This is a genomic window from Cupriavidus sp. UBA2010 (assembly GCF_002335265.1).
Classification (GTDB): domain Bacteria; phylum Pseudomonadota; class Gammaproteobacteria; order Burkholderiales; family Burkholderiaceae; genus Cupriavidus; species Cupriavidus metallidurans.
The window spans coordinates 1-25,537 of the sequence record NZ_DDCI01000020.1; the positions used below are offsets into that span (position 1 = coordinate 1).

Here is a 25,537-nt window from a genome sequence, read left to right on the forward strand (position 1 = left end):
CAAGACCGACTCGTACACCGATGGTGCAAAGGTCGGCAAGGCTGACCCGTTCACCGACGGCGCCAAGGTAGGCAAGTTCGATCCGTACACCGACGGTGCCCGCATCGTCGCCGGTCTGGACCGCACCGGTGTCTCGAGCGAACCCGCCCGCAAGGTTGACCCGTACCTCGACGGCGCCAAGGTCGGCAAGTTCGACCCGTACACCGACGGCGCACGCATGGTCGCCGGCCTGGATCGCACCGGTGTATCGAGCGAACCGGCCCGCAAGGTTGATCCGTACTACGACGGTGCCCGTACCGGCAAGTTCGACCCGTACACCGACGGCGCAAACGCCTAATACAGATCAGGCCACCGACGCGGTACACGTGCCGCGCCGGTGGCCGACACCAACATCTGGAGTGTCATCATGAGTCTGCGTGACAGTGCCCTGATTCTGGGTGGATGGGTGATGCTGGCCCTTGGCAGCGGCGCCCTTGTCTCGCTCGTTGCAAAGTCGCTGTCGATCTGAGATAGCGAAAATCGGAGGGTCCCCTGCGAAAGCGAAAGTTGGGGACAGTCGCCATGAAAACGTCGTCCGTACGCGAACAACTGCTTGAACACGCTTCGGTGCTGATGCGACGGCGTGGCTATAACGGCTTCAGCTATCGCGACCTCGCGGAGCTGGTGGGCGTGAAGACCTCGAGCATTCACTACTACTTCCCGTCCAAGGACGATCTGGTGCTGGAAGTGGTACGTCAGTACCGCCAAACGTCGGTGGCCCGCCTCGCGGCGATCGACACCTCGCTTCCATTGATCGAACAGGCGCGGAAGTATGTGCTGCCGCTGAGCAATGGCATCGACCTTGGGCAGATCTGTCTGATCGGCATGTTGGCCGCGGAGGTGATGGTTCTGCCGCAAGCGGTTCGAGCGTTGCTGCAGGAGCATTTCCAGGCGAACGAGAACTTCATCGCCGACATGTTGCGCCGCGCCGAGGCAGAACGCGGCCAGCAGTACCCGGTGCCGCCCAAGCTACTGGCCAAGGTGCTTTATGGCGCGATCCAGAACGGACTGATCACCGCGCGGATGTCCGGTTCGAATGATCGAATCGACGCCGCAGCGAATATGCTGATTGGCGCCGTTGGCGGCTCGATGTGCGCCATCGAGGAACACGAAGCCGTAGCCGCCTAGGCCTGGCATTACCGTTTTCGGCGCATCACGCGCCCGACGCCCGCCGTCTTGCTCTCGCGGCGGGCGTTGTTTTCGTTTTCGCTTCCGCCCCCATTTCTATTTCCACCCAGGCCGGCGCATGATCGCTCGCGTGCGGCTCGTCTCGCCATTCCATGACTTCTGCACCTGCCAGACCGCGCCATAGCCAGCCGCGTGGAGTTCTGCCGCCGGGAATGATTCGTCCACGGCCTTGAGTTCCTGCAGGCAGACCACGTCGGGCTGCTCGCGCTCCAGCCATGCCAGCTAAGCATGCTCGGCCCGATGCATGGTCGGCGCCAGGTCCTGCAACAGTTGCACGGTGATATCAGGCGAATGCAGGACGGTGCCGCCGTGGCGTGAAATGAAGTGCCGGGCTGCCATTACGTCCTCGAACGCCGGCAAGTTGCCCTGACGCATCGGCCCCGGAACCGACGAGCCCCGCACGTAGACGGCCTCATTGGTGGCGATCCATTGACCGCCCTCGGTCGCGCGCACATAGCTCGCGGCAATCTCACTAGCGGTTCGGCTGGGCGCATATCGTGGCAGGTTGCGCAGGTAGATGAAAAGACTCAGCGGCGAATCGAAGAAATAGGCATCGCCGTCGGCGAAGATCACCTGCGCGGCCCATTCCGGCACCCGCGACGGGAACGCGCCGCACACCGGGCACCGCGCATTGACTGGAACGGCGCGCGGGGCGTCAGGAGCGATGCCGGACGCTGGGTCGTAGGGTGTGGCCGGAGCGACAAAGCAGATATCCGTGGGTACCTGCGGATTGGCGCGAACCCTGGCGTGGAAGACGTACCATCCCATGGCTCCCAGCACCAGCGTCAGCAATAGCGCAAGACGGAGAACGCGCACGGCTACATCCGCTTGTCGTGCAGTGCCCCGCCGCTAAGGTCAACCATCTCGGGCGTGACTTCCGCGAACCGCAGCATCTTGCCGCCATATTGCTCCACGAAGGTGCGGGCATCGGCCTCCTGCTGGAAACTGGCGAGCGTCGGGCCCATCGAGCCATGACGCTTGCTGCCCTGGACATAGAAGCCCGTCCGGGCATCGAACCAGTTGCCGCGGGGGCGCTCCCAGTCGGCCTTCGCCATATCCTGCACGAACACGGCGCGAATCGGCCTTGCCTGCTCCGGCCGCAGCAAGGTGTTGAACATCTCAACCGTGTCGCAACACCAGTGCGGCCGCGCGTCTCCGGTGTAGTAAAGCTGGGCCTTCGGACCTGGGTAGTCGCCCAGCAGCATGCCATCGAGGTCACAGGATGTGGCGGCGTCGATCTCCGCCGGGACGATGGTGGTGTCGGTTTGCCGGCTGCACGCAGCCATGGCGAGCAGGCCAGCCGACCCGGCCAGGGCAACCACCAGAAGGCGGCGACGTTCGTGGTTCATAGTCGAAATCTCCAGGCAGCCAGCGCCAGCGGGGCCCCGATCCAGCCCAGCATCGCGCCGCCCATGGCCCAGGGGTTGCCCAAGGCGGGCGGAACGATGCTGACCAGACCCTGCAGGCCACGCAATTGCTCCAGCGAGAACACGTTGAGAATGCGGAAAATATCGGTCGGGTTCAGGAGCAGCACGTAAGCCAGCGCCTCGCCGCCGAAGCTGCCACCGCTGGCTACCAGCAAGCCGAGCATCAGCAGGTCGAACACCAGTACAAAGCCGAACCACAGGCCGATGGCAGCTCCGGACGCGCGCGTACGGTCTCGGCTGGCGACCGAGATCAGTAGTGACAGGCTGAGAAACACCAGACCCAGCAGTATCGAACTGACCACGAAGCCAAATGCGTGGTACAGCCCGACCCAGCCAAACTGTTGCCAGAGCAACACGACCATCAGCGCGAATCCGGCCAGCGTGGAAAGCGTAAGCGCCACCGCCAGCCCAAGGTATTTGCCCAGCAACACTTCGAACCGCGTCACCGGCAGCGCCAGCAACAGGTCCAGCGAGCCGCGCTCGCGCTCGCCCACCACAGCATCGAACCCGAGTAGTAGCGCGATCATCGGGATCAGGTAGATGACCAGGCTGACCAGGCTGGTGATGACGAACTCCAGCGAGCGCGGCCCGAGCGTCCCTTGCTCGGCGCCGCCGAAATAGCAGATCACCAGCGAGAACACCGCGAACACCGTGGCCACCGCCAGTACCCAGCGATTACGCAGACGATCGCGCAACTCCTTAGCCGCGAGGGTGGCCACCTGTCTGCACTCGATAGCCATCACGCTGCCTCCTTCAATCCGAAGAACACGTCTTCCAGCGTCGGCTCCTGAATCTGCAGATCGAGCAGGCGCCCACCCATGGGATGCAGCGCCGCCAGGACCTGCATCTTGAGAGACCGCCTGCACCGCAGGATCAGTTCATACTCGGCGCGCCCGTCCTCGAGTTCGACGCCCTGCGCGCGCAGTGGCGCAAAGTGCTGCCACAACGCGGCACGCGCGCCGCGCTCGACGCGCAATGCCAGCGTCACCGGCAGATCAAGCTGCCGGCGCAACTCGGCCACGCTGCCCACGGCCAGGATGCGGCCGTTACCCATGATGGCAAGGCGATCGATCCGTTGCTGCAACTCCGCCAGAATGTGGGAAGTGATCACGATGGTGACGCCCTGCTCGCGCAGCGCCTGGAGCATGGCGTAGAAGTCGTGAATGGCCGCCGGATCCAGCCCATTGGTGGGCTCGTCGAGAAAAACAACGCGCGGCGACCCCAGCAGCGCCTGCGCGAAGCCGAGCCGCTGTCGCATGCCCTTCGAATAGGCCCGCACCGGTTTCTCCGCCGCGCCAGCCAGCCCTACGCGCGCGAGCAGCGGCTCGCAATCCGCCAATGGCGCCCCTTTCATCCGGCCGAAGAAACGCAGCGTCTCGAGTCCGCTCAGGTTGTCGTAGAGCACCAGATTCTCCGGCAGATAGCCGATCTGGCGGCGCGCGGCCCTGAACGCGGCCCCACCCACGGATGCCCCGGCGACGCGAATATCACCTTCGCTGGCAGCGATCAGGCCCAGCATCATCCTGAACAAGGTGCTCTTGCCCGCGCCGTTGTGGCCGATCAACCCGAACAGTTCGCCGTAACCGATTTCCAGATCGACGTCGTCGACGGCCCGGACAGCGCCATAGTCCTTGCAAACGCCACGCAGCGCGATGGCGGCCTGCCCTTCAACGTGAGTGTGCTCTGTCACGCCAGGTACTCCAATTCTTGTTGACGGGCTGCGCCCGCGGATAGGCGTCGACGACGGTCGGCACGCGCAGAACGGGGAACTGCCGGCTCACGAAGCGCAGTGCCTGCACGGCAGGGCTGGCCAGTAGCAACTGGACACCCGGATGACGCCAGATCAGGCGGTCGACGACATCGCTGGCCTCATAGGGCAGATCGCCAATGCCATCGCCATCGCGGTCCCAGCCGAGGTAGTCGCTCCAGAAGTTGCCCTGATCGCGTTCCGACGGCTTGCGCCCGCCCCAGGGTTCATCGCGCGCGCCCAGATAGCGCACCTGTTCCCGGTTGCCGATGAAGTCGTTGCCCTGCACCACGTTGCGCGTTGATCCGGCCGAAAGGTGGACGCCAACCTGATTGCCGATGACCAGGTTGCCGCGCAACTCCGTGTATTCGACGTCGTAGATGAAGAACCCACGGTCATTGTCGGCAACGACGTTGTTCTCCACGCGCGAGTCCTGCAGCGTGCGCAGCATGATGCCGTGGTCGGCATTGCCCCAGGTCCGGTTATTGCGCACGACCTGGTCGCGCACCTCCATCAACGCCAGCCCGCCGCGATTGTTGTAGCTGTCATTGTCCTCCCACAGGTTGTAGTAGGAGTTCATGTAGTGCGTGCCGTAGCGGCTATGGTGCAGCCGGTTTCCCTTGAAGATCGCGTGGTGCGACACATCGACGTAGAGCGCATCGCGCACAAAGCTGATGTTGTTGTCGATAATGCGGGCGCCTTGGGTGTTGTAGAGCTGTACGCCATTGCCGCGCTGCGCGGAGTTGTAGTCGCGCTTGCCGGTGATGGTATTGCCTTCGACGCGCACGTCATCCGCCTTTTCGATCCACAGGCCGAACAGGTTGTAGGTCAGGTCGCAATGCCGCACCACGGCGCGGTGCGCCCCCGGCAGGATATTGATGCCGGCGTTCTGGTCCTTCAGGCTGTCTCCGGAATCGCGCACGATCAATCCCTCGACGACGACGTCCGGCGCGGTGACGCGCAAGGTGTCCCCGTGCTGGCCGCCGCTGATCGTCGGACGATCCACCCCGCGCAGCGTCAGGGCCTTGCCGATCACGAAGTTGCCCGTGTACGTGGCGCGTTCGATCTCCAGCACGTCGCCGGGCCGGGCCGCATCGATCGCCGCCTGGAGCGGCCGCCCGGGCGCAACCCGCACGGTCGCGCCCTGCGCGCCCGTCAGGCATCCTGCAAGAAGAATCAGAATCGGGACCCACTTCATACCTGGAGCAACCCAAGCGCCTTCAGCATCAGGAACAACGCGGCGCCAATCAGCAGGTTCTTGAATCCGACGTAACTGAGCATGTCCATCACGGTCGCGCGCCGGTAGTTGGAACGCCACCACGGGCCATCCTTGACGTACCGCTTGCCGGACAAGCGAATCAGCACCTCGTAGACGCTCCAGCCGAACCACCACGCGATGATGGCGCCCGACGACATCTGCCCCATGGCAGCCAGCACCCACGCCACGCTGGCCGCCAGCGCGAGCGAGATCCCGGCAATCTGCAAGGCACGGGCCGATGCCCAGCCGTCGCTGCTCCATGGCCAGAGGTGGTCGCGCAGCTCCAGCAGGAGCCAATACGCACCGCGAGCCCCATCGCGCCCCTGCGGGGAAACGCGGTCGGTCTGCATGCGCGGGTCCGGCCCTTGCGCAACGCGCGGGTTCATGGGCACTGGCTGGATCGGAATGTAATAGCCATCCAGGCCGATCGGCGTGATTTCCAGGCCGTCCCGCTCGCGCCGCTTGCGCTCCTTGGCCAGCGGCGGGCAGCCCTTGACGTCGGTGTACAGCACCATGCAATCCAGGCAATGCAGGCATTCACGGTGATCGATACGGCCATCCGCGTCGATCGCCTGCGAGCCGCAGCCAACCGCGCATGCCTTGCAGCTATTGCAGTCCTGCTTGCGACGCAGGCCGAACCAGCGGAAGGTACTCGGCATGGCCAGCGCCGCGCCGAGCGGGCAGATGTACTTGCAGTACGGCCGCTCGATGAACAGTGACAGCCCGAGCAACGCGCAGACGAACAGCCCGTACGGCCAGGCCCGGTTGCTGATGCCCACAAGGAACGTCGTCTTGAACGGCTCCACCTCCGCGAGCTTCTCTGCCAGCCCCATTGAGAACACCGACACCGTCAGCAAACCGAAGAAGATGACATACTTCAACCACTTCAGCCGGTCGTGCCAGGCCCGCGGCAACGGCCGCTGCCAGCGTTTGAAGCCGATCCGGCCGCCAATCTTGTGGATGGCCTCTGACAACGATCCGAATGGGCACAGCCAGCCGCAGAACAGGCCCCGTCCGAACAGGAACACGGTCAGGATGATGAAGATCCAGAAGCAGAAGATGAACGGGTCGGTCAGGAACAACGACCAGGTCCACTGGAACAACAACGCGTGGAACCACGTCAGCACCTGCGTGATCGAGGGCTGCGCCATCGCACCGAAGCCAACAAACCCGATGCTCAAGGCCCACGCGCTGTACTTGAAGAGGTTAACCGGCCATTTGTTCTTGTGGGTCGAACGCCGTGTCAACCGCTCACGCATGGCATACACCACCCCGACCACCAGCAGCAGGGCCACGAACAGTGCGATCTCGATTGCACGCGCGCGCCAGATGCGACGCCAGGGCGCCTCCGGTTCCTCGATGCGCGGACGACCATCCTGAAGCAGCTTGTCGGGCATCCAGTACGGCGCATCGAACGTGACGAAGCTGCGCACGCCTGACGCGCGATCGACCCTGTTGCCCAGGAACGACAGCTTCCACGGATACGCCGAAGAGAATGCCGGCGAACGGATGATGAAGATTGCTGATTCGGTATAGGCAGGCGCGCCTTGGGCCTCCAGTCCATACAGGTTCAGGTAGTCCGAATCGCGGAACGTGAACGAGTCGGCCCCCTGCTTGATCTGGATGCGATCGTAGATGCCGCCGCGCACGAACCCGGATCCCTTGAACGACGCCGCGCCCGCCGTCCGGATCACGAAGATCGCGTGCTCGTCAGGCTTGAGTTGCGAATGCAGGTTGTTCCATGCCAACTGGCCGAGCAGGCTCGCGCCTAGGTCAGGATGGTTGAGATCGCCAAACCAGAGTTCGATGAACGGCTCCGAGGCGCGTTCCAGTCCAAGCTGCTCAGGCCGGATCAGCAACCGCTGCACGCCGCCTTGCTTGACGGCATCGGCCCAGCTCATGGGCTTGCCGGTCACGGCGTACCGCGCCGGTTCGCGTCGTGTCTGCTCAAGGATGCCGACCTCGCGCGCCACGGCTGCCGTGGCGGTGGTCAGCACCTGGTTCTGGGCGATCACGGTCACGGTCGCCCCGGAAATCGCATCGACCCCAAGCACGCCCTCGTCGGGCCGCGACTGCCCCACTTCGATCTTGTCCTTGACCGACTTCCCGATGTACTGCTTGTTGAAATTCAGCAACGCGGATTCCGGAATCCCCAGCAGCAGGATCGGCTCCGAGTGCTTCAGTACCTTGATGCCGACATAGTGCCCCTGCGTATCCATGCCGATCAGCGTCACCACCGGCTTGCCCGAGTACGCCGGGATGTCGGTGATATCGGTGGACAGCATCACATACCCCAGCAACGGCGCCTTGCCATCCTGCTCGAGACCGTAGGCTTCCACATACGGCGGCTGCCCCTTGCGCTCCGAAAAGCGCACGGCGCCGGGAAACACGTCGGCGCATGGCACAAGGGCGCACATATCCCTGGCCTCGCCCAGATTAGGCGGCAACGCGGCCTCATAGGCGGCGTGATCCGCCAACGCGGTCTGCACGCACAGGAACAACAGCAGAAAAAATGCGGCCAATTTGGCCGCGAACTCCTGATTACCGGACTGCATCGTGCTTCATCGTCGCGTGTGCCGAAATCCGGCACACGCGCGCCTCCTGTCAGAGTCAGGCTTCAACAATCATGCGACTGCGCATTTCGAGATGCAGTGCATGGCAGAAATGTGTGCAGTAGCACCAGAACACGCCTGGCTTGTCGGCAACGAACGTCACCGACGCGGTTTCCTGCGGATTGACGATGAAGTTGACGTTGTACTTCGGTATGGCGAAGCCGTGCGTCAGATCCTCGATCTTGTCGAGATTGGTAAGGATCAGCGTCACCTCGTCGCCCTTCTTGAGCTTGAACTCGCGCAGACTGAACGCAGGCGCCTGAGACGTGATCTTCACCGTCACCTTCTTGCCATTGCGGAACACGCCAGACTCTTTCGGATCCTTGATGGCCAGCGGGAAGTCGTCCAGCGCGTAGACCTGCTTCGGGTGCAGCAGCTCGCGCTTGAAGATGATGAAGTCGTGCGGCTCCGAACGAACCGGATGATCCTGCAACAGCATCATCTTCTCGCCGGAGATGTCGATGAACTGCTCGTTCTCCGGGTGTAGCGGCCCAACTGGCAGGAATCGGTCCTTGGAAAACTTGCAGCCCACGGCCAGGAATTTGCCGTCAGCCGCCATGGTCTCGGACTGCGAGGCACTCAGGTGGCCTGGCTGATATTGCACGTCCAGCCGGTCGACCACGTACTTGGCGGACTTGTCACCTTTGTGGAACTTGATTGCGGAGTCGACGTTCCACTTGACGATCTGGCTGTCAAGGAACAGCGTCGTATAGGCATTGCCGCGCCCGTCGAATGCGGTGTGGAGAGGCCCAAGACCCAGTTCGACTTCGGCCACGATGGCATCGTCGATCTTTGTAAGCTTGCCATCGAACCAATCGAGGATCTTTGCCAGCTCGATCACAGTGCCGGTCGGCGAAAGCTTGCCGGAACAGATGAAATACTTCCCGTCCGGGCTGGCATTGACACCGTGTGGATTCTTGGGCACCGACACATAGCCTGTCAGCGCAGTTATCGGGTCTGCATTGGATGCACGCGTGCCGTCCACCACCGGCACCTTGGAATCACCGATGGTCTTGAACTTGCCGGCCTTGACGGCCTCCTCGATGCGGGCGACGTTGAAGAACAGGCAGGCATCGCGCTCGGCGGACATCATGTCCTCGTAGTGCACACCCATCTCGGTGTTGTACTGGTTGGTGGCGGCGAGCTTGCCGTCATACGACGTCGCCACCAGATCGCAGTTGCCGTCGATCAGCACCTGCCAGCGCACCTCCATGGTCTCGGCATCGACACAGGTGAAAAGCGAGTGGTACTTGCTGCCGTCTTCCGTCGGCACATTGGGCAACGGGATCGAGAATTCGCCGCCGCAAAACACGCGTGTCGTGTAGTTGATCTTCGGATCGACCGGATCTCGCTTGTCCGGAAAGATGCCGTGGAAGCCCTGGACGTTGGGCAGTTCCGTAATCTTGTCGCAGATGAAGTAGTCCAGCCGCACGCGAGCCAGACGCGCATTGATCTTGTCGTTGATCCACGCGTAGCGGCCGTCGTAGTTGCCGTCCTTGTAGGAAGCGTGGACGTGGTGGGTATCGCCCACCGTGTATCTCAGCGTGCCGTCCGGCTTGGTGCCCATTACCTTCCTGGACTCATTGGTAATGCCCCAGCCCACCAGCGCATCCGGCACGAAGCACGGGATACGATGAATCTCGCGGCCTGATGGCATGCCGAACACGCGCATATCGCCGGTATGGCCGCCGCTCCAAAGACCGTAGTACGTATCCAGTTCACCTGGCTTCGGGTGCAGGCCCGCGATTTCGTGTCCGGCTGCAGCCGGCGCCGCAGCGCCCGCAGCCTGGGCACTGGCTCCCGCGGATGGCGTTCCCTTGTCCGTGCAGGCCACCACCGTCGCCAGCCCGGCCAATGCCGCCGTGTTCATGAAGCGACGTCGCCCCAGCACGCTGGGCGCATTGTCCTGCGATGTCGTTAGCGAATCTTGCTTGGTCATCATCGGTCCTTGAATCGAATCTCACATGGCCGGACGCGAGCGCGCCAGCCGTCTTTTCCTTCTCGGTCTCTCTTCAACATCTCGACCCCTCTGCGGTTCTTCAACTTCTCTTGGCAGAGCGATCTTCCGCTTGCGTTTGGGGTAGGCGCTTGACATAAGTCATGTGCATCACAAAATAGGCATTTGTAATGCATGTTTGCAGGAGCAAAACATCCACAATGCGGAGCGTGTTGATTCACGAAGCTTTGATGCCCCGCTAAAAGGAGAAAACGATGCGTATCAAGACCCTGTTGCTGACACTGATTTGCGGCGCCGTTCTGGCGGCCTGCGGACAAAAGGAAAGCGCCGCACCTGCGCCGGCCGAGGCCGCCGCGGCACCGGCTGCCGCACCTGCCGCTACTGCGGCCACCACCAGCGAACCCGAGAACGCGCTGGGCAAGCGCACGTATGGCTCGGTTTGCTCGATGTGCCACGCGGCAGGCGTGGCCGGCGCACCCAAGCCAGGTGACAAGGCCGATTGGGGGCCGCGCATCGCCCAAGGCAACGACACGCTTTACAAGCACGCAATGGAAGGCTTCACCGGCAGCAAGGGATCGATGCCCGCGCGCGGTGGCTCAACGGCGTTGCCGGATGAAGCTGTCAAGGCAGCGGTGGATTACATGACAGCACAATCCCACTGATGCCATGCACGCGCTATCTCCTTCCGGCCTTGCCCGGCGGCGCTACCTGACGGCGGCACCGCTGCTTGCCGTCGGCATGTTCGTCCTGCCGGCATTGGCCGATGCATCGGTTCGGCAGGCCTCACGCCGGCTGCTCGGCACGCGGGTGGACATCGTGACCGACGGCGTGCCAGCGAATGCGGCCGCGCAGGCCATCGACGCAGCGTTCGCCGAGATGGGCAGGCTCGAACGGATCATGAGCCGCTATCGTCCGGACAGTCAGGTCAGTGCTCTGGCACGTGCTGCCGGCAAGCACCCGGTACCCATCGCGCCCGAGTTGATGTCGGCGCTCAGGTTGGCTAACGAGGTCTCCGCGCGCAGCCATGGCGCCTTCGACATTACGGTCGGCGCGTTTGAAGGCTGGAACTTCGATCCGGGCCATGAGCAAGTGCCCGGGCAAGCCGAACTGACGCAAGAGCGACCACTCGTGAACTACCGTGATGTCGTTCTGGACTCAACGCGCGGTAGCGCCTATCTGCGGCGTCCCGGCATGAAGCTGGATCTGGGCGGCATTGCCAAGCTCCCGATCCTGCAGGCCGGCATGGACGTGCTGCGGCAGCGCGGCATCTCGAACGCGATGCTCAACGGGGGCGGCGACGTGCTGGTCAGCGGCGGGCTTCAAGGCCGCGACTGGCGCATCGGCCTGCGCGACCCGCTTGCGCCGGAGCGATTGCTGGGGGTGGTGACGCTCACCGATGGCGTCGTGGCGTCGTCGGGTGACTATGAACGCTGCTTTGCCCGTGATGGCCAGCGCTATCACCACATTCTTGATCCTCGAACCGGCCTGCCAACCCGGGGGCCGCACGGGGTCACGCTGGTCGCGCGCAAAACAAGTGACGTCAACGGCCTCGGGGCCGCTATCATGGTGGCTGGTACAGCGGCAGGACGGAGCCTGCTGGGGCCCATGGCTAACGTGGATGCTCTGATTGTCGGGCCCGGGTCTCATCCATGGATGTCCGAAGGCATGGCGACCCGTATGCGGTCGTGAAACTATGATTTAGCGCATGGCTTCACGCGGGGAGCCGCGCTACCCTCCCACTCCTGACGCAGAGACGCTAGCAGAATGAAGCAGAGCGGCCCCGGTTCGGGGTGCGGCCGAAGACAGTCCGCCAGGACCGGTCAAGGCCGCGCAACGACGCCGGGATCATTTTGATGGTGTCTCTACCTGTCTCTAAACGCCCCCTCCGCCCTAAACAGGTGCAGAGACTCACCGGAGTTGCTGTTGAAACGCTTGCTTGCTTTCCTCCTGGGTACGCTCAGTCTGACGTTGCTCGCCCTGAATACGATTTTCTGGTGCACGCCACTGTTCGTGCTCGCCGTGATCAAATTGCTGTTGCCGTTCGCCGGCGTGCGACGGCTGATCGACCCCATTCTCAACCGCATCGCGACAAGCTGGGTTACCTGCAACAGCGTCTGGATCGGCCTGCTCCAGCGTGAGCCCTGGGCCGTGGAAGGTCTCGGTTCGTTGCGCCCGGACAGCTGGTATCTGGTTAACTGCAACCACCGCTCCTGGGTCGACATCTTCGTGCTTCAGCGCGTATTGAACCGGCGGATTCCGTTGCTGAAGTTCTTCCTGAAGCAGCAGCTCATCTACGTGCCGGTGATTGGCCTGGCCTGGTGGGCACTGGATTTCCCGTTCATGCGGCGGCATTCGAAAGCCGCGCTGCGCAAGAATCCTGAACTGCGTAACCAGGATCGCGAGACCGCGCGACGCGCGTGCGCCAAGTTCGCCCGGATTCCGACCAGCGTGATGACCTTTGCGGAAGGCACGCGCTACACCCCGGTCAAGCATCGAGCGCAATCGTCCCCGTATCGCCATCTGCTCAAACCCAAGGCTGGCTCTCTCGCCATGGCGCTCAACGCGATGGGAGAACAGTTCCACGCGCTGCTGGATGTCAGCATTGCCTACCCGGATGGCACACCCACTTTCTGGCAACTTGCCAGCGGTCAGGCTGGCAGGGTGATGGTGCATGTCCGGGAACTGCCGATCCCGCCGGACTTCTGCACCAGCGACTACACCAGCGATGCAACCTTCCGCGGCGAGTTTCACCGCTGGCTGGGACAGGTCTGGGAAGAGAAGGACGAGCAGATTGCCACCATGCTCGCCCAGGCCGCTCGGCCCTAGAAAGCCGTTTCAAGACGATTCTGGCGTCGTTGCGGGGCCTTGCCAGAACCGCTTCGCTTCAATCTGAAACAGCTTTAATTGCCCGCCATGCTCTCGGGGACCAGCAAGATCTCCGAGAGCGCGAGCCTGATGCTCTGCCAGGTTGCCGCCTCTTCGGCCTCGGTACATTCTCCGTGCTGGCGCTTGGTCGCCCCGATCCTGTTCAGCACCAGGTGACGCGAGGCAACCACCCCGACCCCCTCAAGACAAGCCTTCACGCACGCAAGCTGACAGCCGTCGATCGCCAGAATCGGGCGCCCCGACTGCGCGATCCGCGTCAGTGCGGGCACGCGGCCACCCACCCCACTGATACAGGACATCTCGGCTTGGCCGCTGCGATCCAGCCGGACGGCAAAGGCATTGGCCAGTTGGGCGACACTTGAACACCCTGAGCAGGCGTAGACCAAAGGGAGTCTGGAGCGATCGGACGTAGACATCATGAACTCGGCGGAACAAAGGAAAACAGGCGCCGGATCGGGCGCCTGACATGGAGAGTGGGAACGGTTTGGCCGTCGTGATCAGGCGCCGCCGCAACCGCCGCAGCACTGACCAGCCTTGGCGGCCGATGCAACCTTCTTGATGGCCACGCGCCAAGTGGCGGGGCCTTGTTCCAGGTAGTCCCAGGCAAACTGGCCAGGACGCTCGATCTGGAATTGCATCTGAAGCGGACGCGGATCATGGTCATTGACCAGCTCCAGCGCCTGGCCGACCTCAAGCCCGGTAAACGTCGAGAAAATCAGCGGATGGCGGTCACGCGGCGGAATCGTGCGGAGGTCGAGTTGCGGGTTGGCAGTGGTCTGAGACATGGAATTCCTTTCGGCTGGGTATGGCATCCATAAAGATGCATTTAAATTGCATCAATAGTAGTGAGCGCAATCCGGAGCCGTTTGATGCAGATCAGACCAGCACCCCGACCACCTCATCAAAGCCGTTGACATGCCTGAACCGCCACGAAAACGATGCCGCACACCGACGCCCCGGTGCTGGCAGAATGATGGCCACGCCGGTCGCGCCCATCGGGGCGCGCGTCCGGGCGTACATCTGCACGCACACGAGGAGCCAGACCGCGATGAGCATGACCAGGAGCTTTGCAGCCACCGAACCGACCCGCGACGAGATCGATGCCCTGTCGGGCGCCACGCTGCTGGAGTTCGGCGCCCCGTGGTGCGGCTACTGCATGCGTGCCCAGCCGTTGATCGAGGAAGCGTTCGGCGGCTACCCGGCCATCGATCACGTGAAGGTCGAGGATGGGAGCGGTCGGCCGCTGGGTCGCTCGTTCCGCGTCAAGCTCTGGCCGACCCTGGTTTTCCTGCGGGATGGCAAGGAAGTAGCACGGCTGGTAAGGCCGGAAAGTGCCAAGGACATCGCCGCGGCGATGCGGCGCATCCTCCCATAAGGCAGCAGGGCCCAGATACGCCCACCGCTGAAGACTGGGGACTGAGGACTGGAACCCGCCTAGATCTCCAGCGGCATCGCACTCGTGCACTTGATCTCGTCAAGGCACACGCTCGACTTCACCCCGCTCACACCCGGGATGCGCATCAGGGTGTCGAGCAGGAAGTCAGACAAGGACTTCAGGTCCTTGGCCACCACCTTCAGCACGTAGTCGATATCTCCGGTGACGGAGAAGCACTCCTGGATTTGCGCCAGTTCCGCCACCAGTCCCTTGAACTTGGACAGGTCGCGGATATGCCCACGCTCCATCGTCACATGGATGAATGCCGTGACGCCGAAGCCAAGTGCAGAACTATCCAGCCGCGCCTCGTAGCGCTTGATGATCCCGCCCTCCTCCAGGCGGCGGTGACGCCGCAAAGTCTGCGCGGGGGAAAGGCTGATGGCCTCCGCCAGTTCCAGGTTGGACGCGCGGCCGTTTTCCTGCAGCACGCCCAGCAAGCGGCGATCCGTGCGATCAAGTTCCGGATGTTGCATTTTCGTTTCCCAAACTAGCGGTTTGACGAAATCTTATCTCATATCCGAGGGTTTTCCTGCGCCTCTAAGGAAATCCTATTTAGCTGGCCGGCATATAAACTTTTCGCATGTCGAGCAGCGTGGGAAGCGCCTCCGGGTGCCCCCAATCCGTTTCCCCGCCGCAATATTATTTCCACCCCCGCATCCGCCCCCGAGCACTGACCATGGCCGACCTCTTTGAAAACCCGATGAAGCTGATGGGCTTCGAGTTCGTTGAATTCGCCTCGCCCACGCCCAACGTCCTGGAACCGCTGTTCGAGAAAATGGGCTTCACCCTGGTGGCCCGTCACCGTTCGAAGGATGTCGTGCTGTACCGCCAGGGCGACATCAATTTCATCGTCAACAACGAGCCGCATAGCCCCGCCGCGTATTTCGCCGCCGAGCACGGCCCGAGCGCCTGTGGCATGGCATTCCGCGTCAAGGATTCCCACCAGGCCTACAACCGCGCGCTGATGCTGGGCGCCCAGCCGGTGGAAATCGCTACCGGCCCGATGGAACTGCGCCTGCCCGCGATCAAGGGCATCGGCGGCGCGCCGCTCTACCTGATCGACCGTTTCGAAGACGGCAAGTCGATCTATGACATCGACTTCGAATTCATCGAGGGCGTGGACCGCCACCCGAAGGGCCACGGCCTGAAGCTGATCGACCACCTGACGCACAACGTCTACCGTGGCCGCATGGCGTACTGGGCGAGTTTCTACGAACGCCTGTTCAACTTCCGCGAAATCCGTTACTTCGACATCCAGGGCGAATACACGGGCCTGACCTCGAAGGCGATGACCGCGCCGGACGGCAAGATCCGCATCCCGCTGAACGAAGAGTCGTCGAAGGGCGCCGGCCAGATCGAGGAATTCCTGATGGCGTTCAATGGCGAAGGCATCCAGCACATCGCCTTCTCCGTCGACAACCTGCTCGAAGTCATCGACAGCCTGCAGATGGCCGGCGTCGAGCTGATGACGGCACCGAACGACTACTACTACCAGGCCCTGGACACCCGTCTGCCAGGCCATGGCCAGCCGGTGGACCAGCTCAAGGCCCGCGGCATCCTGCTGGACGGCACGACAGAAGGCGGCAAGCCGCGCCTGCTGCTGCAGATCTTCTCGAAGACCGTGCTCGGCCCGGTGTTCTTCGAATACATCCAGCGCTCCGGCGACGATGGTTTCGGCGAAGGCAATTTCAAGGCGCTGTTCGAATCGCTCGAACGCGACCAGATCGAACGCGGCACGCTGAAGGTCTGATCTTCCGGGGGCTTTCGCCCCCGCCTCCCCGCTTGATACAGATTTGCGCCGGCATCCCCCGGATGGCGGCGCGCACCCTGCGCCCGGCGTCACCCACGCCGGCGCGCTTTATTGACAAGCGTCCGCCTCAAGAGAGACGCGCCCGACATTCCACAAGAATGGGTAGAGGAAACAACTCATGCACGCTCCCGACAATCAAGGCACGCTCCAGCGTGGCCTGAAGAATCGTCATATCCAGCTCATCGCGCTGGGCGGCGCCATCGGCACCGGCCTGTTCCTGGGCATCGCCCAGACTATCAAGCTGGCCGGCCCCTCGGTGCTGCTGGGCTACGCGCTGGCCGGCGTGGTCGCCTTCTTCATCATGCGCCAGCTCGGCGAAATGGTCGTGGACGAGCCCGTCGCCGGCTCGTTCAGCTACTTCGCCAACAAGTACTGCGGACACTTCGCCGGCTTCATGTCCGGCTGGAACTACTGGGTGCTCTACATCCTCGTCAGCATGGCCGAGCTATCGGCCGTCGGCATCTACGTCCAGTACTGGTGGCCCGGCATTCCGACCTGGATTTCCGCGCTGGCCTTCTTCCTGATCATCAACGCGATCAACCTTGCCAGCGTGAAGTCGTTCGGCGAGATGGAATTCTGGTTCTCGATCATCAAGGTGGCAGCCATCGTCGGCATGATCGGTTTCGGCGGCTACCTGCTGGCCACCGGCACCGCGGGCCCCGACGCCAGCATCGCCAACCTGTGGCAACACGGCGGCTTCTTCCCGAACGGCTTCAGCGGCCTGGTGATGGCTATGGCCGTGATCATGTTCTCGTTTGGCGGCCTCGAACTCGTGGGCATCACCGCTGCGGAAGCGGACAGCCCCGAGAAGAGCATCCCGAAGGCGACCAATCAGGTCATCTACCGCATCCTGATCTTCTACGTCGGCGCGCTGGCCGTGCTGCTGTCGCTGTATCCGTGGGAAAAGGTCGTGACCGGCGGCAGCCCGTTCGTGCTGATCTTCCACGCGATGAACAGCAACGTGGTCGCCACCGTGCTCAATATCGTGGTACTTACCGCCGCCCTGTCGGTCTACAACAGCGGCGTCTATTGCAACAGCCGCATGCTGCTGGGCCTGGCGCAGCAAGGTAACGCCCCGCGCTCGCTGATGCGCGTGAACCGCCGCGGCATTCCGCTGACCGCGCTGGCCGTCTCGGCCATCGCCACCGGCATCTGCGTGGTGATCAACTACTTCATGCCTGGCGAGGCCTTCGAACTGCTGATGGGCCTGGTGGTCTCGGCCCTGATCATCAACTGGGCGATGATCAGCATCATCCACCTGATGTTCCGTCGCGCCAAGGCGGCCGCCGGCAAGACCACGCGCTTCCAGAGCCTGGGCTACCCGCTGACCAACTACGTGACGCTGGCCTTCCTGGCAGGCATCCTCGTGGTGATGTTCCTGACGCCTGGCCTGCGCATCTCGGTCTACCTGATTCCGGTATGGCTGGGCGTACTTGGCGTAAGCTATCGCCTCCGGCAGAAAAACGCCGGTTCGGCCATGCCCGCCGCCAGCGCCCAGATCCAGTAATTGCCGGTGCGGCCTCCGGGCCGCCGCCCTTCTGAACCAAACAGCCAGACGCATCCCATGTTCGAACATATAGAAGCCTTTCCGGGTGATCCGATCCTCTCGCTCAACGAGGACTTTCAGCAGGACCCGCGTACCAACAAGGTCAATCTGAGCATCGGCATCTACTTCGACGACGAAGGCCGCCTGCCGGTGATGAAGGCCGTGGCGGAAGCCGAGGCCGCGCTGCTGTCGGACATGGGTCCGCGCCCGTACCTGCCGATGTCCGGCATGGCCGCGTATCGTCAGGCCGTGCAGGCGCTGGTGTTCGGCGAGGATTGCGCCGCCCGTGCCGAAGGCCGCGTCGCCACGTTGCAGACGCTGGGCGGCTCGGGCGCGCTGCGCGTCGGCGCCGATTTCCTGAAGCGCTACTTCCCGAAGGCGGAGATGTGGATCAGCGATCCGAGCTGGGAGAATCACCGCGTGGTCTTCGAGCGTGCCGGCTTCAAGGTCAACACCTACCCGTACTACGATCCGGCCACCGGCGGCCTGAAATTCGACGCGATGCTTGCCGCGATCGAAGCGATCCCGCAAGGCGACATCGTGCTGCTGCACGCGTGCTGCCACAACCCGACCGGCGTCGACCTGAATCAGGACCAGTGGCGCCAGGTGATCGGCGTGCTCAAGGCGCGCAAGCTGCTGCCGTTCGTCGACATGGCCTACCAGGGTTTCGGCTCGGGCCTGGACGATGACGCCTTCGCCGTGCGCGAACTGGCCCGCCAGAATGTGCCCTGCCTGGTGGCCAATTCGTTCTCGAAGAACTTCTCGCTGTACGGCGAGCGTTGCGGTGGCCTTTCGGTGGTCTGCCAGAGCGCCGACGAAGCCAGCCGTGTGCTGGGCCAGCTTACCGGCGCCGTGCGCGCCAACTACAGCAACCCGCCGACCCACGGCGCCCGCGTGGTGGCCCGTGTGCTGACCACGCCGGCGCTGCGCGCGAACTGGGAGCAGGAACTGGCTGCGATGTGCCAGCGCATCACCCGCATGCGCCAGGCCATCCACGACCATCTGCGTGAGCATGTGAGCGGCGAAAAGCTCTCGCGCTACATCACCCAGCGCGGCATGTTCACGTACACCGGTCTGTCGGCCGACCAGGTCGACCGCCTGAAGAACGAGCACGGCGTGTACGTGCTGCGCTCGGGCCGCATGTGCGTGGCCGGTCTGAACGAGCGCAACGTCGGCGTCGTCGCCAACGCCATCGGGAAGGTGCTGAAGGGCTGAAACGCCTGAAGCACGCCTTTGCAGTCACAAGGCCACCCTCGGGTGTAATGCCGTTCAGTTAGGGTCCTTTCTGAGGTGTCGAACGGTATAGCGCTTAGGCAGGGCCTTGACAACACGGGGGCAAGTACGCCCCCGTCGTTTTTGTACGATCGCCAACTGAAGTTTGGCGCGCATGCGCCGCGGGTGTGCTGGCAGCTTGCCTGGGGCCATGTCGGCCGCCCAGATCTGCTCACCCTGTATCAGGCGCAAGGCCCGCAAAAAGCTCAGGTCGGTAGGCTCGACGCGGGCCTCAAGCGCAGCCTTGGCCATCTCCAGACGCACAAGGTTGTACGCAAGCAGCGCCCCCAGACCGGCTTGCCGTGATGCACGCGCAGATTGTCCAGTATCAGGTAGACCTTGCGCCTGGCGTCCCGTACCAGCCGGTTCATGAAGTTGGGAAGACGGCGGAATGCGTAGCGAGCTGCGCCCGCTTGCGCTCGTTAGCGCGATGCCCCAATGCTGCAAACTTTGACCGCCACCCTACGCCTGCTGGCCACGCGCTGATTGGCACTGGAAGAGGAACTGAGCACCCTCGACGGCATGCTTGATGGCCTGCCAGTCAGCATACCAAGTGGCTGCGGGAACGATTCGGTGTCGGGCCTCAGACCGCTGCGGTTCTGGTTGTCGTTGCAGGTGACAACCCGGAACGCCTGAAAAGCGAAGCTGCACTGGCAGCCCTTTGTGGCACAAGTCCTTTGCAGGCTTCGTCTGGCAAAACGGTCCGGCGTCGCTTGAACAGGGGCGGAGATCGTTCGGCAAATAACGCCTTGTGGACCATCGCCATGGTGCGAATGCGCAGCGATCCCAGGACGCGGGAATACGTTGAACGCCGGACGAAGGAAGGCATGTCGAAAAAGGAAACCCATCGCTGCCTCAAGCGCTATATCGTCAGGGAATTGTATCCACTCATCCTGGCCGGTCTGGCCGATTCGACGCGCGCCGCTTGACATAGGAGCGTCAATGCGACGACTGAAAACCTGTGGGAATCGCTCAAGGTTGCACGCCTGCGCGGCAAGCGCTTCGCCACGCGGAGCGAGGCGAAGCGAGGCGAGGCGAGGCGATGGACGAGGTGATCGACTGGTTGCGCTTTTACAATCATCGGCGTCTGCATTCGACATTGGGCTATCTCAGCCCGATGCAATTCGAGTGGTCCTGGTCCGCCGCTCAGCACCAGCGGTGCGGCATGATGTTAGCCTTGGCTATCGGATACGAAATTCGAGGGCACGCTCAGTTTTGAACACCATCCTTAACACAATCCCATTGATGGAGAGAAGTTGTGCAGATACTTCGGTATAGGAATGTGATTATTCGAACAATCGCAGGCAACGCCAGTCGGGCCATTCTAATGGCCCACGGCGGCTATACACCGCCGAGGAATCGCATTTTTCTTGGTTCTGGATGCTGTCAGGTGCCTTCATACACTGCTTTGCATTTCCATGCCCTCCCAGATTTCGTCGCGGTCTTTACTCATGGGGTGCATCTGCTTGCCGGCGCAAACATTCGGCCGATGGAAACCGTTCTTGGAGGAAGAGGGATCGTCAACTACTCACTAACTTACAACGAGATGGCGACAGCGCTGATGCCGAATGCACAATATGATCTCATCACAGTGGCACCGCACGGTAAGGCACATATGGTTGATGTGTTCGCTGCGATGAGGCAACACCAGCGACAGTACACGGATCTGAACTCCTTTGCCTGCCGGGTCAACAAGTTAACATACGACTTCTAAGAGACCGTTTCAAAAGCCAGGCTACCTTCTCTGCTGGCAGTCGATGCCGGCGAACGGATGCTGTTCCCGTGGCTGCCAGCGCCTGCCCAATCCAGGCCGCCGGCAGATGCTCGCTGAGCCGGGCAAAACTGGCCGGCTCAGCGAGCTCAAGGGTGGCGTGGATCTGTTCCGATAGCATCGGGACAGCTAGTTAACAGCTCGATATTTTGTTTACAACCCCTGCAAGGAAAAATGCCGTTCAGACTTAACTGAACGGCATTGCACCCTCGGGTGGCCTTGTTCTTTTCCCGTCCGGCGTTTTTGTCTTATGATGCCGCCCACCTCCATGGCCGGCAGCCTATGTCCAATACCAATACAACTCCAGCCGTCCCCGTCCCCGTTCCCGGCCTGCGCCGCGAACTGCGCGCGCGCCATCTGACCATGATCGCCATTGGCGGGTCGATCGGCACCGGACTCTTCGTCGCCTCGGGCGCCACCATCGCCCAGGCCGGCCCCGGCGGCGCGCTGGCCGCCTACATCCTGATCGGCGCGATGGTCTACTTCCTGATGACCAGCCTGGGCGAACTGGCCGCGTACATGCCGGTATCCGGGTCCTTTGCCACCTATGGCGCGCTGTACGTCGACGAGGGCTTCGGTTTCGCGCTCGGCTGGAACTACTGGTACAACTGGGCCGTCACGATCGCCGTGGAACTGGCCGCGGCGCAGCTCGTGATGCAGTACTGGTTCCCCGACACGCCGGGCGTGCTCTGGAGCGCCCTGTTCCTTGGCCTCATGTTCGCGCTCAACGCGATCTCCGTGCGTGGTTTCGGCGAAGCGGAATACTGGTGCGCGCTGATCAAGGTCCTCACGGTGATCGCCTTCATCGTCATCGGCACCTTGATGATCTTCGGCATCATGCGCGGCGATTTCTCCCACGCAGGCGGACTGGCCAACCTCACCACCGGCGATGCGCCGTTCGTCGGCGGCCTGCCCGCCATGATCGGGGTGGCGATGATCGCGGGATTCTCGTTCCAGGGCACCGAGCTGATCGGCGTGGCTGCAGGGGAATCCGACGAGCCGGCCAAGAACATCCCGCGCGCGGTGCGTCAGGTGTTCTGGCGCATCCTGCTGTTCTACGTCCTGGCGATCCTGATCATCGGCATCCTGATTCCGTACACCGACCCCAGTCTGCTCAAGACCGACGTGGAAACCGTGGGCGTAAGCCCGTTCACGCTGGTGTTCCGCCACGCGGGTCTTGCGTTTGCCGCGGGCGTAATGAACGCCGTGATCCTGACTGCCGTGCTCTCGGCCGGCAACTCCGGCATGTACGCGTCGACGCGGATGCTCTACAACCTGGCCACCGAGGGCCGCGCGCCGCGTATCTTCGCGCAACTTACCCGCAATGGCGTGCCCCTGGTCGCGCTGCTGGCCACCACGGCCGTCGGTGGCCTGTGCTTCCTGACGTCGCTGTTCGAAAGCAAGTCGGTCTACCTGTGGCTGCTGAACCTGTCGGGCATGACCGGCTTCATCGCGTGGCTGGGCATCGCAGTGAGCCACTATCGGTTTCGCCGGGGCTTCGTGGCGCAGGGTCTCGACCTGAACCGCCTGCCTTATCGCTCGCCGTTCTTTCCTTATGGGCCGATCTTCGCGTTCGCGCTGTGCATGATCGTCACCCTCGGCCAGAACTACCAGGCATTCAGCGAAGGCAAGATCGACTGGGTGGCCGTGACGGCTACCTATGTGGGCATTCCGATCTTCCTGCTGATCTGGCTCGGCTACCGGCTCGTGCGCAAGACGCACTTCGTGCCGTATGCCGAAATGAAATTCCCGGCCCTGCCGGAGATCGAAAAGGACGATTCACCGGCGACGCGGCCTCTGGCCCCGGCATCGGCCGAATAGCAAGGCATACCGAAGCACCCGGATGACCGGGGGCTTCGGCAACCTTCCGCCGAAGCGTTTACCATCCTCGTCTAGCCTTCAACGTTACGAGGATCTCATGGCAGACCTGTCCGCCTTCCCCATTACCAAGCGATGGCCGGCGCAACATCCGGATCGCCTGCAGTTGTACTCGCTGAATACCCCCAACGGCATCAAGGTATCGCTGATGCTCGAGGAAACCGGCCTCCCCTACGAACCGCATCTGGTCCGCTTCGACAAGAACGACCAGATGACGCCGGAATTCCTGTCGCTGAATCCGAACAACAAGATCCCGGCCATCCTCGACCCGAATGGCCCTGGCGGCAAGCCGCTGGCACTGTGGGAATCAGGCGCGATCCTGCTCTACCTGGCCGAGAAGACCGGCAAGTTCATGTCCGCCGATCCGGCCCTGCGCTACGAGACGATCCAGTGGGTCATGTTTCAGATGGGCGGCATTGGCCCGATGTTCGGACAGGTTGGCTTCTTCAACCGGTTCGCCGGCAAGGACTTCGAGGACAAGCGCCCGCGTGACCGCTATGTCGGCGAGTCGCGCCGCCTGTTGAACGTGCTGAACGAACGCCTGAAGGGACGCCAATGGATCATGGGCGACGACTACACGATCGCCGACATGGTCACCTTTCCGTGGATCCGCAACCTGCTGGGCTTCTACGAAGCTGGCGATCTGGTCGGCATTCAGGACTTCCCCGAAGTCACGCGCGTGCTCGATGCGTTCGTGGCCCGCCCGGCCGTGCAACGCGCGATCAATATCCCGAAGCGCCCTGAATGATCCGGATTAATGCCGGATAAGGCGTATTACGTGGCGTAGCCCAGCAACGCGCTGATCGCCGCGGCTTCCTCGCGCACGGCGCGGCCGACGGGTCCGTCGATCGAAGGATCGAACCCACCGGTCGCGCCCAATGCCGTCAGCACCGCGCATACACGGCCCGTATAGTCACGCACCGGCGCCGCCACGGCGCTGATGCCCTTCAGGTTCGTGTCACGCACCGATGCGCAATCCTGCGCGCGAACTGGCTCGCGCAACTTGCCGAGCGGATCGACAGCATCGAGCAGCGCCCTTCGGTCAGGCGGCAGCATCTGCAGCTCCTCCTGCGCCAGCGCCTCCACCCTGGATTCATCGAGCAGCCCCAGAAACACGCGTCCGGTGGCCGAAGACAGCAACGGCATCACCGAGCCGACGCGCGCATTCACCGTGACCGGCAAACCCGGTTCCTCGATGCGTACGATGGTCGCCCCCCGGGTTCCCATCACCGCGACGAAGCACGTCACTTCCAGCCGCTCGCGCAGGCGGATCAGGGCCGCTTCCGACAGCCGCAGCGGATCGGCCTGCCGCATCGCTGCCAGCCCGATCTGCAGCGCCTCGATCCCGAGGTGGTACTGCTGCGTGCCTGCCTCCTGCGCCACAAACCCTTCCTCCATCAGGCTCACCAGATATCGGTGCACCTTGGCCGGACTTTCGTCGAGCTGCGCGGCGATGGCCGTCAGGCTGGCGCGGCCACCCAGGCGGGCGAGCCCCTTGAGCACGGCCATGCCGGTCTCGGCAGCCTGCACGCGCTGGCGCCGCGCTCGCGGGCGCGGCGCGGGGGTGGATTCGGCAGGTATGGCTGGCATGGCGGGTGTCCTGGGCATAGCGTCTGCGGTTAACCCTCATTCAATGATTACGCAATGCGTATATGATTTACGCAAAACAGGCCAAATACCATCCGGCCAAATACCAAGGAGACAACCTGATGCGCCCCTCTCAGCCTGCAGCGCTGTTCGCTGCATCCATTGTGTCTGTGACGTCCATGGCATTTGCCGCCAGCGCGGCACATGCCGCCGATAGCTATCCGACCAAGCCGATCCGCTGGATCGTGCCGTATGCAGCCGGTGGCGGTTCGGATTTCCTGGCACGCACAATCGGACAGGGGTTGTCGGCAAAGATCGGCCAGCCGGTGGTGGTGGACAACAAGCCCGGCGGCAACACGGCGATCGGCGCATCGGAAACCGCGCGCTCGCCCGCAGATGGCTACACGGTGCTCTCCGCCGACAACGGCACGCTGGTATTCAACCCCGTGCTGTACAAGACGCTGTCCTATAACCCTACCCGCGACCTCGCGCCGGTGACGCTGATTGGCCGCTTCCCGATGATCCTGGTGGTGGGACCGGGTAGCACCGCGAAGACAGCGCAGGAGTTCATCGCACAGGTCAAGGCCGCGCCCGGTGGCATCAACTATGGCTCCGCCGGCGCGGGCAGCCCTCACCATCTGGCGATGGAACTGCTCAAGGTGGAAGCGCACCTGACCATGACACACGCGCCCTATCGCGGCGCCGGCCCCGCTCTTTCCGACGTAGCCGCGGGCCAGATTCCCGCGATGATGGTCGACTACGCCGCCGGCGCGGGCTTCATCAAGGGGGGCAAGGTGCGCCCGCTGGCCGTGGCGAATCCCACCCGTCTGGCGCAACTGCCCGACGTGCCGACGTTCGCGGAACTTGGCTACAAGAATGTCGAGGCCGCCGCGCTGGTCGGGATGGTGGTGCCGGCCGGCACGCCACCCGATGTGATTGCCACGCTGAACAAGCAAGTGGTGGCGTCGATCAAGGACCCCGCCATCAACAAGAAGCTGGTGGATTTCGGTGTGGAGCCGGTAGGCAATTCCCCCACGCAATACAGCGACCTACTGCGTGCCGAGAGCACGCGCTGGACCAAGCTGATTCACGATCTGAAGATCACGTTGGACTAATCTCGCTGG

General features: G+C 62.9%; 26 protein-coding genes and 2 pseudogenes. 15 read left to right on the top strand and 13 right to left on the bottom strand.

Going from position 1 to position 25,537, the window contains the following annotated elements; translation table 11 throughout:
• Together B2246_RS14640 and B2246_RS14645 are read left to right on the top strand one after the other, a co-directional pair.
• A partial coding sequence (locus tag B2246_RS14640) for a copper resistance protein CopQ (protein WP_286882030.1) occupies nucleotides 1-337 on the top strand: 337 nt, incomplete at its 5' end.
• A 224-nt stretch (nucleotides 338-561) separates the two neighbouring features.
• Nucleotides 562-1,167 carry a TetR/AcrR family transcriptional regulator gene (locus B2246_RS14645; RefSeq protein WP_286882029.1) on the top strand — a complete coding sequence of 202 codons (606 nt, stop codon included), beginning with the start codon at nucleotides 562-564 and terminating at the stop codon, nucleotides 1,165-1,167.
• Nucleotides 1,168-1,311: 144 nt separating this feature from the next.
• Here B2246_RS14645 and B2246_RS14650 read toward each other — a convergent pair.
• From B2246_RS14650 to nosZ, 8 genes and pseudogenes are all read right to left on the bottom strand, one after another.
• Nucleotides 1,312-1,449: pseudogene (locus tag B2246_RS14650) on the bottom strand (endonuclease/exonuclease/phosphatase family protein); the annotation flags it as partial.
• Nucleotides 1,450-1,995 (bottom strand): nitrous oxide reductase accessory protein NosL, encoded by a 546-nt coding sequence (locus tag B2246_RS14655; RefSeq protein WP_286882039.1) that lies wholly within the window; start codon nucleotides 1,993-1,995, stop codon nucleotides 1,450-1,452. It lies immediately after the preceding pseudogene.
• 50 nt (nucleotides 1,996-2,045) lie between these two features.
• The gene (locus tag B2246_RS14660; RefSeq protein WP_286882028.1) at nucleotides 2,046-2,576 is read right to left on the bottom strand and encodes a nitrous oxide reductase accessory protein NosL; all 531 of its coding nucleotides are present in this window, start codon (nucleotides 2,574-2,576) and stop codon (nucleotides 2,046-2,048) included.
• Complete coding sequence (locus B2246_RS14665; protein WP_286882038.1) at nucleotides 2,573-3,394, bottom strand: ABC transporter permease; 822 nt, start codon at nucleotides 3,392-3,394, stop codon at nucleotides 2,573-2,575. The genes B2246_RS14660 and B2246_RS14665 overlap by 4 nt, the downstream gene beginning before the upstream one ends.
• Nucleotides 3,394-4,344 (bottom strand): ABC transporter ATP-binding protein, encoded by a 951-nt coding sequence (locus B2246_RS14670; protein ID WP_286882027.1) that lies wholly within the window; start codon nucleotides 4,342-4,344, stop codon nucleotides 3,394-3,396. Before B2246_RS14670 ends, B2246_RS14665 begins: the two co-directional genes overlap by 1 nt.
• Nucleotides 4,322-5,599 (bottom strand): nitrous oxide reductase family maturation protein NosD, encoded by a 1,278-nt coding sequence (locus B2246_RS14675; RefSeq protein WP_286882026.1) that lies wholly within the window; start codon nucleotides 5,597-5,599, stop codon nucleotides 4,322-4,324. The genes B2246_RS14670 and B2246_RS14675 overlap by 23 nt, the downstream gene beginning before the upstream one ends.
• Nucleotides 5,596-8,214 (bottom strand): NosR/NirI family protein, encoded by a 2,619-nt coding sequence (locus B2246_RS14680; protein ID WP_286882025.1) that lies wholly within the window; start codon nucleotides 8,212-8,214, stop codon nucleotides 5,596-5,598. The genes B2246_RS14675 and B2246_RS14680 overlap by 4 nt, the downstream gene beginning before the upstream one ends.
• Nucleotides 8,215-8,269: 55 nt before the next feature.
• The gene (gene nosZ / locus B2246_RS14685; protein ID WP_286882024.1) at nucleotides 8,270-10,213 is read right to left on the bottom strand and encodes a TAT-dependent nitrous-oxide reductase; all 1,944 of its coding nucleotides are present in this window, start codon (nucleotides 10,211-10,213) and stop codon (nucleotides 8,270-8,272) included.
• A 269-nt stretch (nucleotides 10,214-10,482) separates the two neighbouring features.
• On the opposite strand from nosZ, the gene B2246_RS14690 reads away from it, so the two are divergent.
• The 3 genes from B2246_RS14690 to B2246_RS14700 all read left to right on the top strand — a co-directional run bounded on the left by B2246_RS14690 (nucleotide 10,483) and on the right by B2246_RS14700 (nucleotide 13,054).
• Nucleotides 10,483-10,890: a c-type cytochrome gene (locus B2246_RS14690; protein ID WP_008651078.1), complete on the top strand. Its 408-nt coding sequence runs from the start codon at nucleotides 10,483-10,485 to the stop codon at nucleotides 10,888-10,890.
• A 4-nt stretch (nucleotides 10,891-10,894) separates the two neighbouring features.
• Nucleotides 10,895-11,917 (top strand): FAD:protein FMN transferase, encoded by a 1,023-nt coding sequence (locus B2246_RS14695; protein WP_286882023.1) that lies wholly within the window; start codon nucleotides 10,895-10,897, stop codon nucleotides 11,915-11,917.
• A gap of 234 nt (nucleotides 11,918-12,151) precedes the next feature.
• On the top strand, nucleotides 12,152-13,054 hold the full coding sequence (locus B2246_RS14700) for an acyltransferase (protein WP_186425893.1): 903 nt from the start codon (nucleotides 12,152-12,154) through the stop codon (nucleotides 13,052-13,054).
• Nucleotides 13,055-13,128: 74 nt separating this feature from the next.
• Here the strand turns inward: B2246_RS14700 and B2246_RS14705 are convergent, their stop codons facing one another.
• Entirely contained in the window at nucleotides 13,129-13,530 is a 402-nt protein-coding gene (locus B2246_RS14705; protein ID WP_411860111.1) for a putative zinc-binding protein, read from the bottom strand.
• An 81-nt stretch (nucleotides 13,531-13,611) separates the two neighbouring features.
• Nucleotides 13,612-13,899: a DUF2249 domain-containing protein gene (locus tag B2246_RS14710; RefSeq protein ID WP_286882021.1), complete on the bottom strand. Its 288-nt coding sequence runs from the start codon at nucleotides 13,897-13,899 to the stop codon at nucleotides 13,612-13,614.
• Nucleotides 13,900-14,162: 263 nt separating this feature from the next.
• Here B2246_RS14710 and B2246_RS14715 point away from each other — a divergent pair, with 263 nt between their 5' ends.
• Complete coding sequence (locus tag B2246_RS14715; protein WP_008651065.1) at nucleotides 14,163-14,489, top strand: thioredoxin family protein; 327 nt, start codon at nucleotides 14,163-14,165, stop codon at nucleotides 14,487-14,489.
• Nucleotides 14,490-14,548: 59 nt separating this feature from the next.
• Here the strand turns inward: B2246_RS14715 and B2246_RS14720 are convergent, their stop codons facing one another.
• Nucleotides 14,549-15,022 carry an Lrp/AsnC family transcriptional regulator gene (locus B2246_RS14720; protein WP_008651063.1) on the bottom strand — a complete coding sequence of 158 codons (474 nt, stop codon included), beginning with the start codon at nucleotides 15,020-15,022 and terminating at the stop codon, nucleotides 14,549-14,551.
• Between the two features lie 203 nt (nucleotides 15,023-15,225).
• Here B2246_RS14720 and hppD point away from each other — a divergent pair, with 203 nt between their 5' ends.
• The 6 genes and pseudogenes from hppD (at nucleotide 15,226) to B2246_RS14755 (ending at nucleotide 20,891) form a co-directional block, all read left to right on the top strand.
• Nucleotides 15,226-16,299: a 4-hydroxyphenylpyruvate dioxygenase gene (gene hppD / locus B2246_RS14725; RefSeq protein WP_008651062.1), complete on the top strand. Its 1,074-nt coding sequence runs from the start codon at nucleotides 15,226-15,228 to the stop codon at nucleotides 16,297-16,299.
• A gap of 178 nt (nucleotides 16,300-16,477) precedes the next feature.
• Nucleotides 16,478-17,866, top strand: a complete 1,389-nt coding sequence (locus tag B2246_RS14730; protein ID WP_008651060.1) for an amino acid permease — start codon at nucleotides 16,478-16,480, stop codon at nucleotides 17,864-17,866.
• A 57-nt stretch (nucleotides 17,867-17,923) separates the two neighbouring features.
• The gene (locus B2246_RS14735; RefSeq protein ID WP_008651059.1) at nucleotides 17,924-19,120 is read left to right on the top strand and encodes an amino acid aminotransferase; all 1,197 of its coding nucleotides are present in this window, start codon (nucleotides 17,924-17,926) and stop codon (nucleotides 19,118-19,120) included.
• A gap of 614 nt (nucleotides 19,121-19,734) precedes the next feature.
• Nucleotides 19,735-20,106 carry a transposase gene (locus B2246_RS29175; protein WP_411431804.1) on the top strand — a complete coding sequence of 124 codons (372 nt, stop codon included), beginning with the start codon at nucleotides 19,735-19,737 and terminating at the stop codon, nucleotides 20,104-20,106.
• Nucleotides 20,107-20,118: 12 nt separating this feature from the next.
• Nucleotides 20,119-20,396: pseudogene (locus B2246_RS14750) on the top strand (IS3 family transposase); the annotation flags it as partial.
• Between the two features lie 63 nt (nucleotides 20,397-20,459).
• Nucleotides 20,460-20,891 (top strand): putative adhesin, encoded by a 432-nt coding sequence (locus B2246_RS14755; protein WP_186425892.1) that lies wholly within the window; start codon nucleotides 20,460-20,462, stop codon nucleotides 20,889-20,891.
• Here B2246_RS14755 and B2246_RS14760 read toward each other — a convergent pair.
• On the bottom strand, nucleotides 20,866-21,069 hold the full coding sequence (locus B2246_RS14760) for a transposase domain-containing protein (RefSeq protein ID WP_286882020.1): 204 nt from the start codon (nucleotides 21,067-21,069) through the stop codon (nucleotides 20,866-20,868). The two genes, B2246_RS14755 and B2246_RS14760, sit on opposite strands and share 26 nt — an antisense overlap.
• A gap of 161 nt (nucleotides 21,070-21,230) precedes the next feature.
• On the opposite strand from B2246_RS14760, the gene B2246_RS14765 reads away from it, so the two are divergent.
• Nucleotides 21,231-22,769, top strand: coding sequence for an amino acid permease (locus B2246_RS14765; protein ID WP_286882019.1), 1,539 nt, complete (start codon nucleotides 21,231-21,233; stop codon nucleotides 22,767-22,769).
• A gap of 97 nt (nucleotides 22,770-22,866) precedes the next feature.
• The gene (locus B2246_RS14770) at nucleotides 22,867-23,574 is read left to right on the top strand and encodes a glutathione S-transferase N-terminal domain-containing protein (RefSeq protein WP_286882018.1); all 708 of its coding nucleotides are present in this window, start codon (nucleotides 22,867-22,869) and stop codon (nucleotides 23,572-23,574) included.
• Between the two features lie 26 nt (nucleotides 23,575-23,600).
• Here the strand turns inward: B2246_RS14770 and B2246_RS14775 are convergent, their stop codons facing one another.
• Nucleotides 23,601-24,416 (bottom strand): IclR family transcriptional regulator, encoded by an 816-nt coding sequence (locus B2246_RS14775; RefSeq protein ID WP_286882017.1) that lies wholly within the window; start codon nucleotides 24,414-24,416, stop codon nucleotides 23,601-23,603.
• A 176-nt stretch (nucleotides 24,417-24,592) separates the two neighbouring features.
• Here B2246_RS14775 and B2246_RS14780 point away from each other — a divergent pair, with 176 nt between their 5' ends.
• On the top strand, nucleotides 24,593-25,528 hold the full coding sequence (locus B2246_RS14780; protein ID WP_411431805.1) for a Bug family tripartite tricarboxylate transporter substrate binding protein: 936 nt from the start codon (nucleotides 24,593-24,595) through the stop codon (nucleotides 25,526-25,528).
• Nucleotides 25,529-25,537: the final 9 nt, after the last annotated feature.

Bases quoted from the DNA above. Each gene is read 5' to 3' on its own strand.
- B2246_RS14695 (WP_286882023.1), top strand. From the start codon at position 10,895: ATGCACGCGCTATCTCCTTCCGGCCTTGCCCGGCGGCGCTACCTGACG.
- B2246_RS14730 (WP_008651060.1), top strand. From the start codon at position 16,478: ATGCACGCTCCCGACAATCAAGGCACGCTCCAGCGTGGCCTGAAGAAT.
- B2246_RS14645 (WP_286882029.1), top strand. From the start codon at position 562: ATGAAAACGTCGTCCGTACGCGAACAACTGCTTGAACACGCTTCGGTG.
- hppD (WP_008651062.1), top strand. From the start codon at position 15,226: ATGGCCGACCTCTTTGAAAACCCGATGAAGCTGATGGGCTTCGAGTTC.
- B2246_RS14705 (WP_411860111.1), bottom strand. From the start codon at position 13,530: ATGTCTACGTCCGATCGCTCCAGACTCCCTTTGGTCTACGCCTGCTCA.
- B2246_RS14710 (WP_286882021.1), bottom strand. From the start codon at position 13,899: ATGTCTCAGACCACTGCCAACCCGCAACTCGACCTCCGCACGATTCCG.
- B2246_RS14735 (WP_008651059.1), top strand. From the start codon at position 17,924: ATGTTCGAACATATAGAAGCCTTTCCGGGTGATCCGATCCTCTCGCTC.
- B2246_RS14660 (WP_286882028.1), bottom strand. From the start codon at position 2,576: ATGAACCACGAACGTCGCCGCCTTCTGGTGGTTGCCCTGGCCGGGTCG.
- B2246_RS14760 (WP_286882020.1), bottom strand. From the start codon at position 21,069: ATGCTATCGGAACAGATCCACGCCACCCTTGAGCTCGCTGAGCCGGCC.
- B2246_RS14655 (WP_286882039.1), bottom strand. From the start codon at position 1,995: ATGGGATGGTACGTCTTCCACGCCAGGGTTCGCGCCAATCCGCAGGTA.
- B2246_RS14765 (WP_286882019.1), top strand. From the start codon at position 21,231: ATGTCCAATACCAATACAACTCCAGCCGTCCCCGTCCCCGTTCCCGGC.
- B2246_RS14775 (WP_286882017.1), bottom strand. From the start codon at position 24,416: ATGCCAGCCATACCTGCCGAATCCACCCCCGCGCCGCGCCCGCGAGCG.
- nosZ (WP_286882024.1), bottom strand. From the start codon at position 10,213: ATGATGACCAAGCAAGATTCGCTAACGACATCGCAGGACAATGCGCCC.
- B2246_RS14690 (WP_008651078.1), top strand. From the start codon at position 10,483: ATGCGTATCAAGACCCTGTTGCTGACACTGATTTGCGGCGCCGTTCTG.
- B2246_RS14770 (WP_286882018.1), top strand. From the start codon at position 22,867: ATGGCAGACCTGTCCGCCTTCCCCATTACCAAGCGATGGCCGGCGCAA.
- B2246_RS14665 (WP_286882038.1), bottom strand. From the start codon at position 3,394: ATGGCTATCGAGTGCAGACAGGTGGCCACCCTCGCGGCTAAGGAGTTG.
- B2246_RS14715 (WP_008651065.1), top strand. From the start codon at position 14,163: ATGAGCATGACCAGGAGCTTTGCAGCCACCGAACCGACCCGCGACGAG.
- B2246_RS14720 (WP_008651063.1), bottom strand. From the start codon at position 15,022: ATGCAACATCCGGAACTTGATCGCACGGATCGCCGCTTGCTGGGCGTG.
- B2246_RS14675 (WP_286882026.1), bottom strand. From the start codon at position 5,599: ATGAAGTGGGTCCCGATTCTGATTCTTCTTGCAGGATGCCTGACGGGC.
- B2246_RS14680 (WP_286882025.1), bottom strand. From the start codon at position 8,214: ATGCAGTCCGGTAATCAGGAGTTCGCGGCCAAATTGGCCGCATTTTTT.
- B2246_RS14780 (WP_411431805.1), top strand. From the start codon at position 24,593: ATGGCATTTGCCGCCAGCGCGGCACATGCCGCCGATAGCTATCCGACC.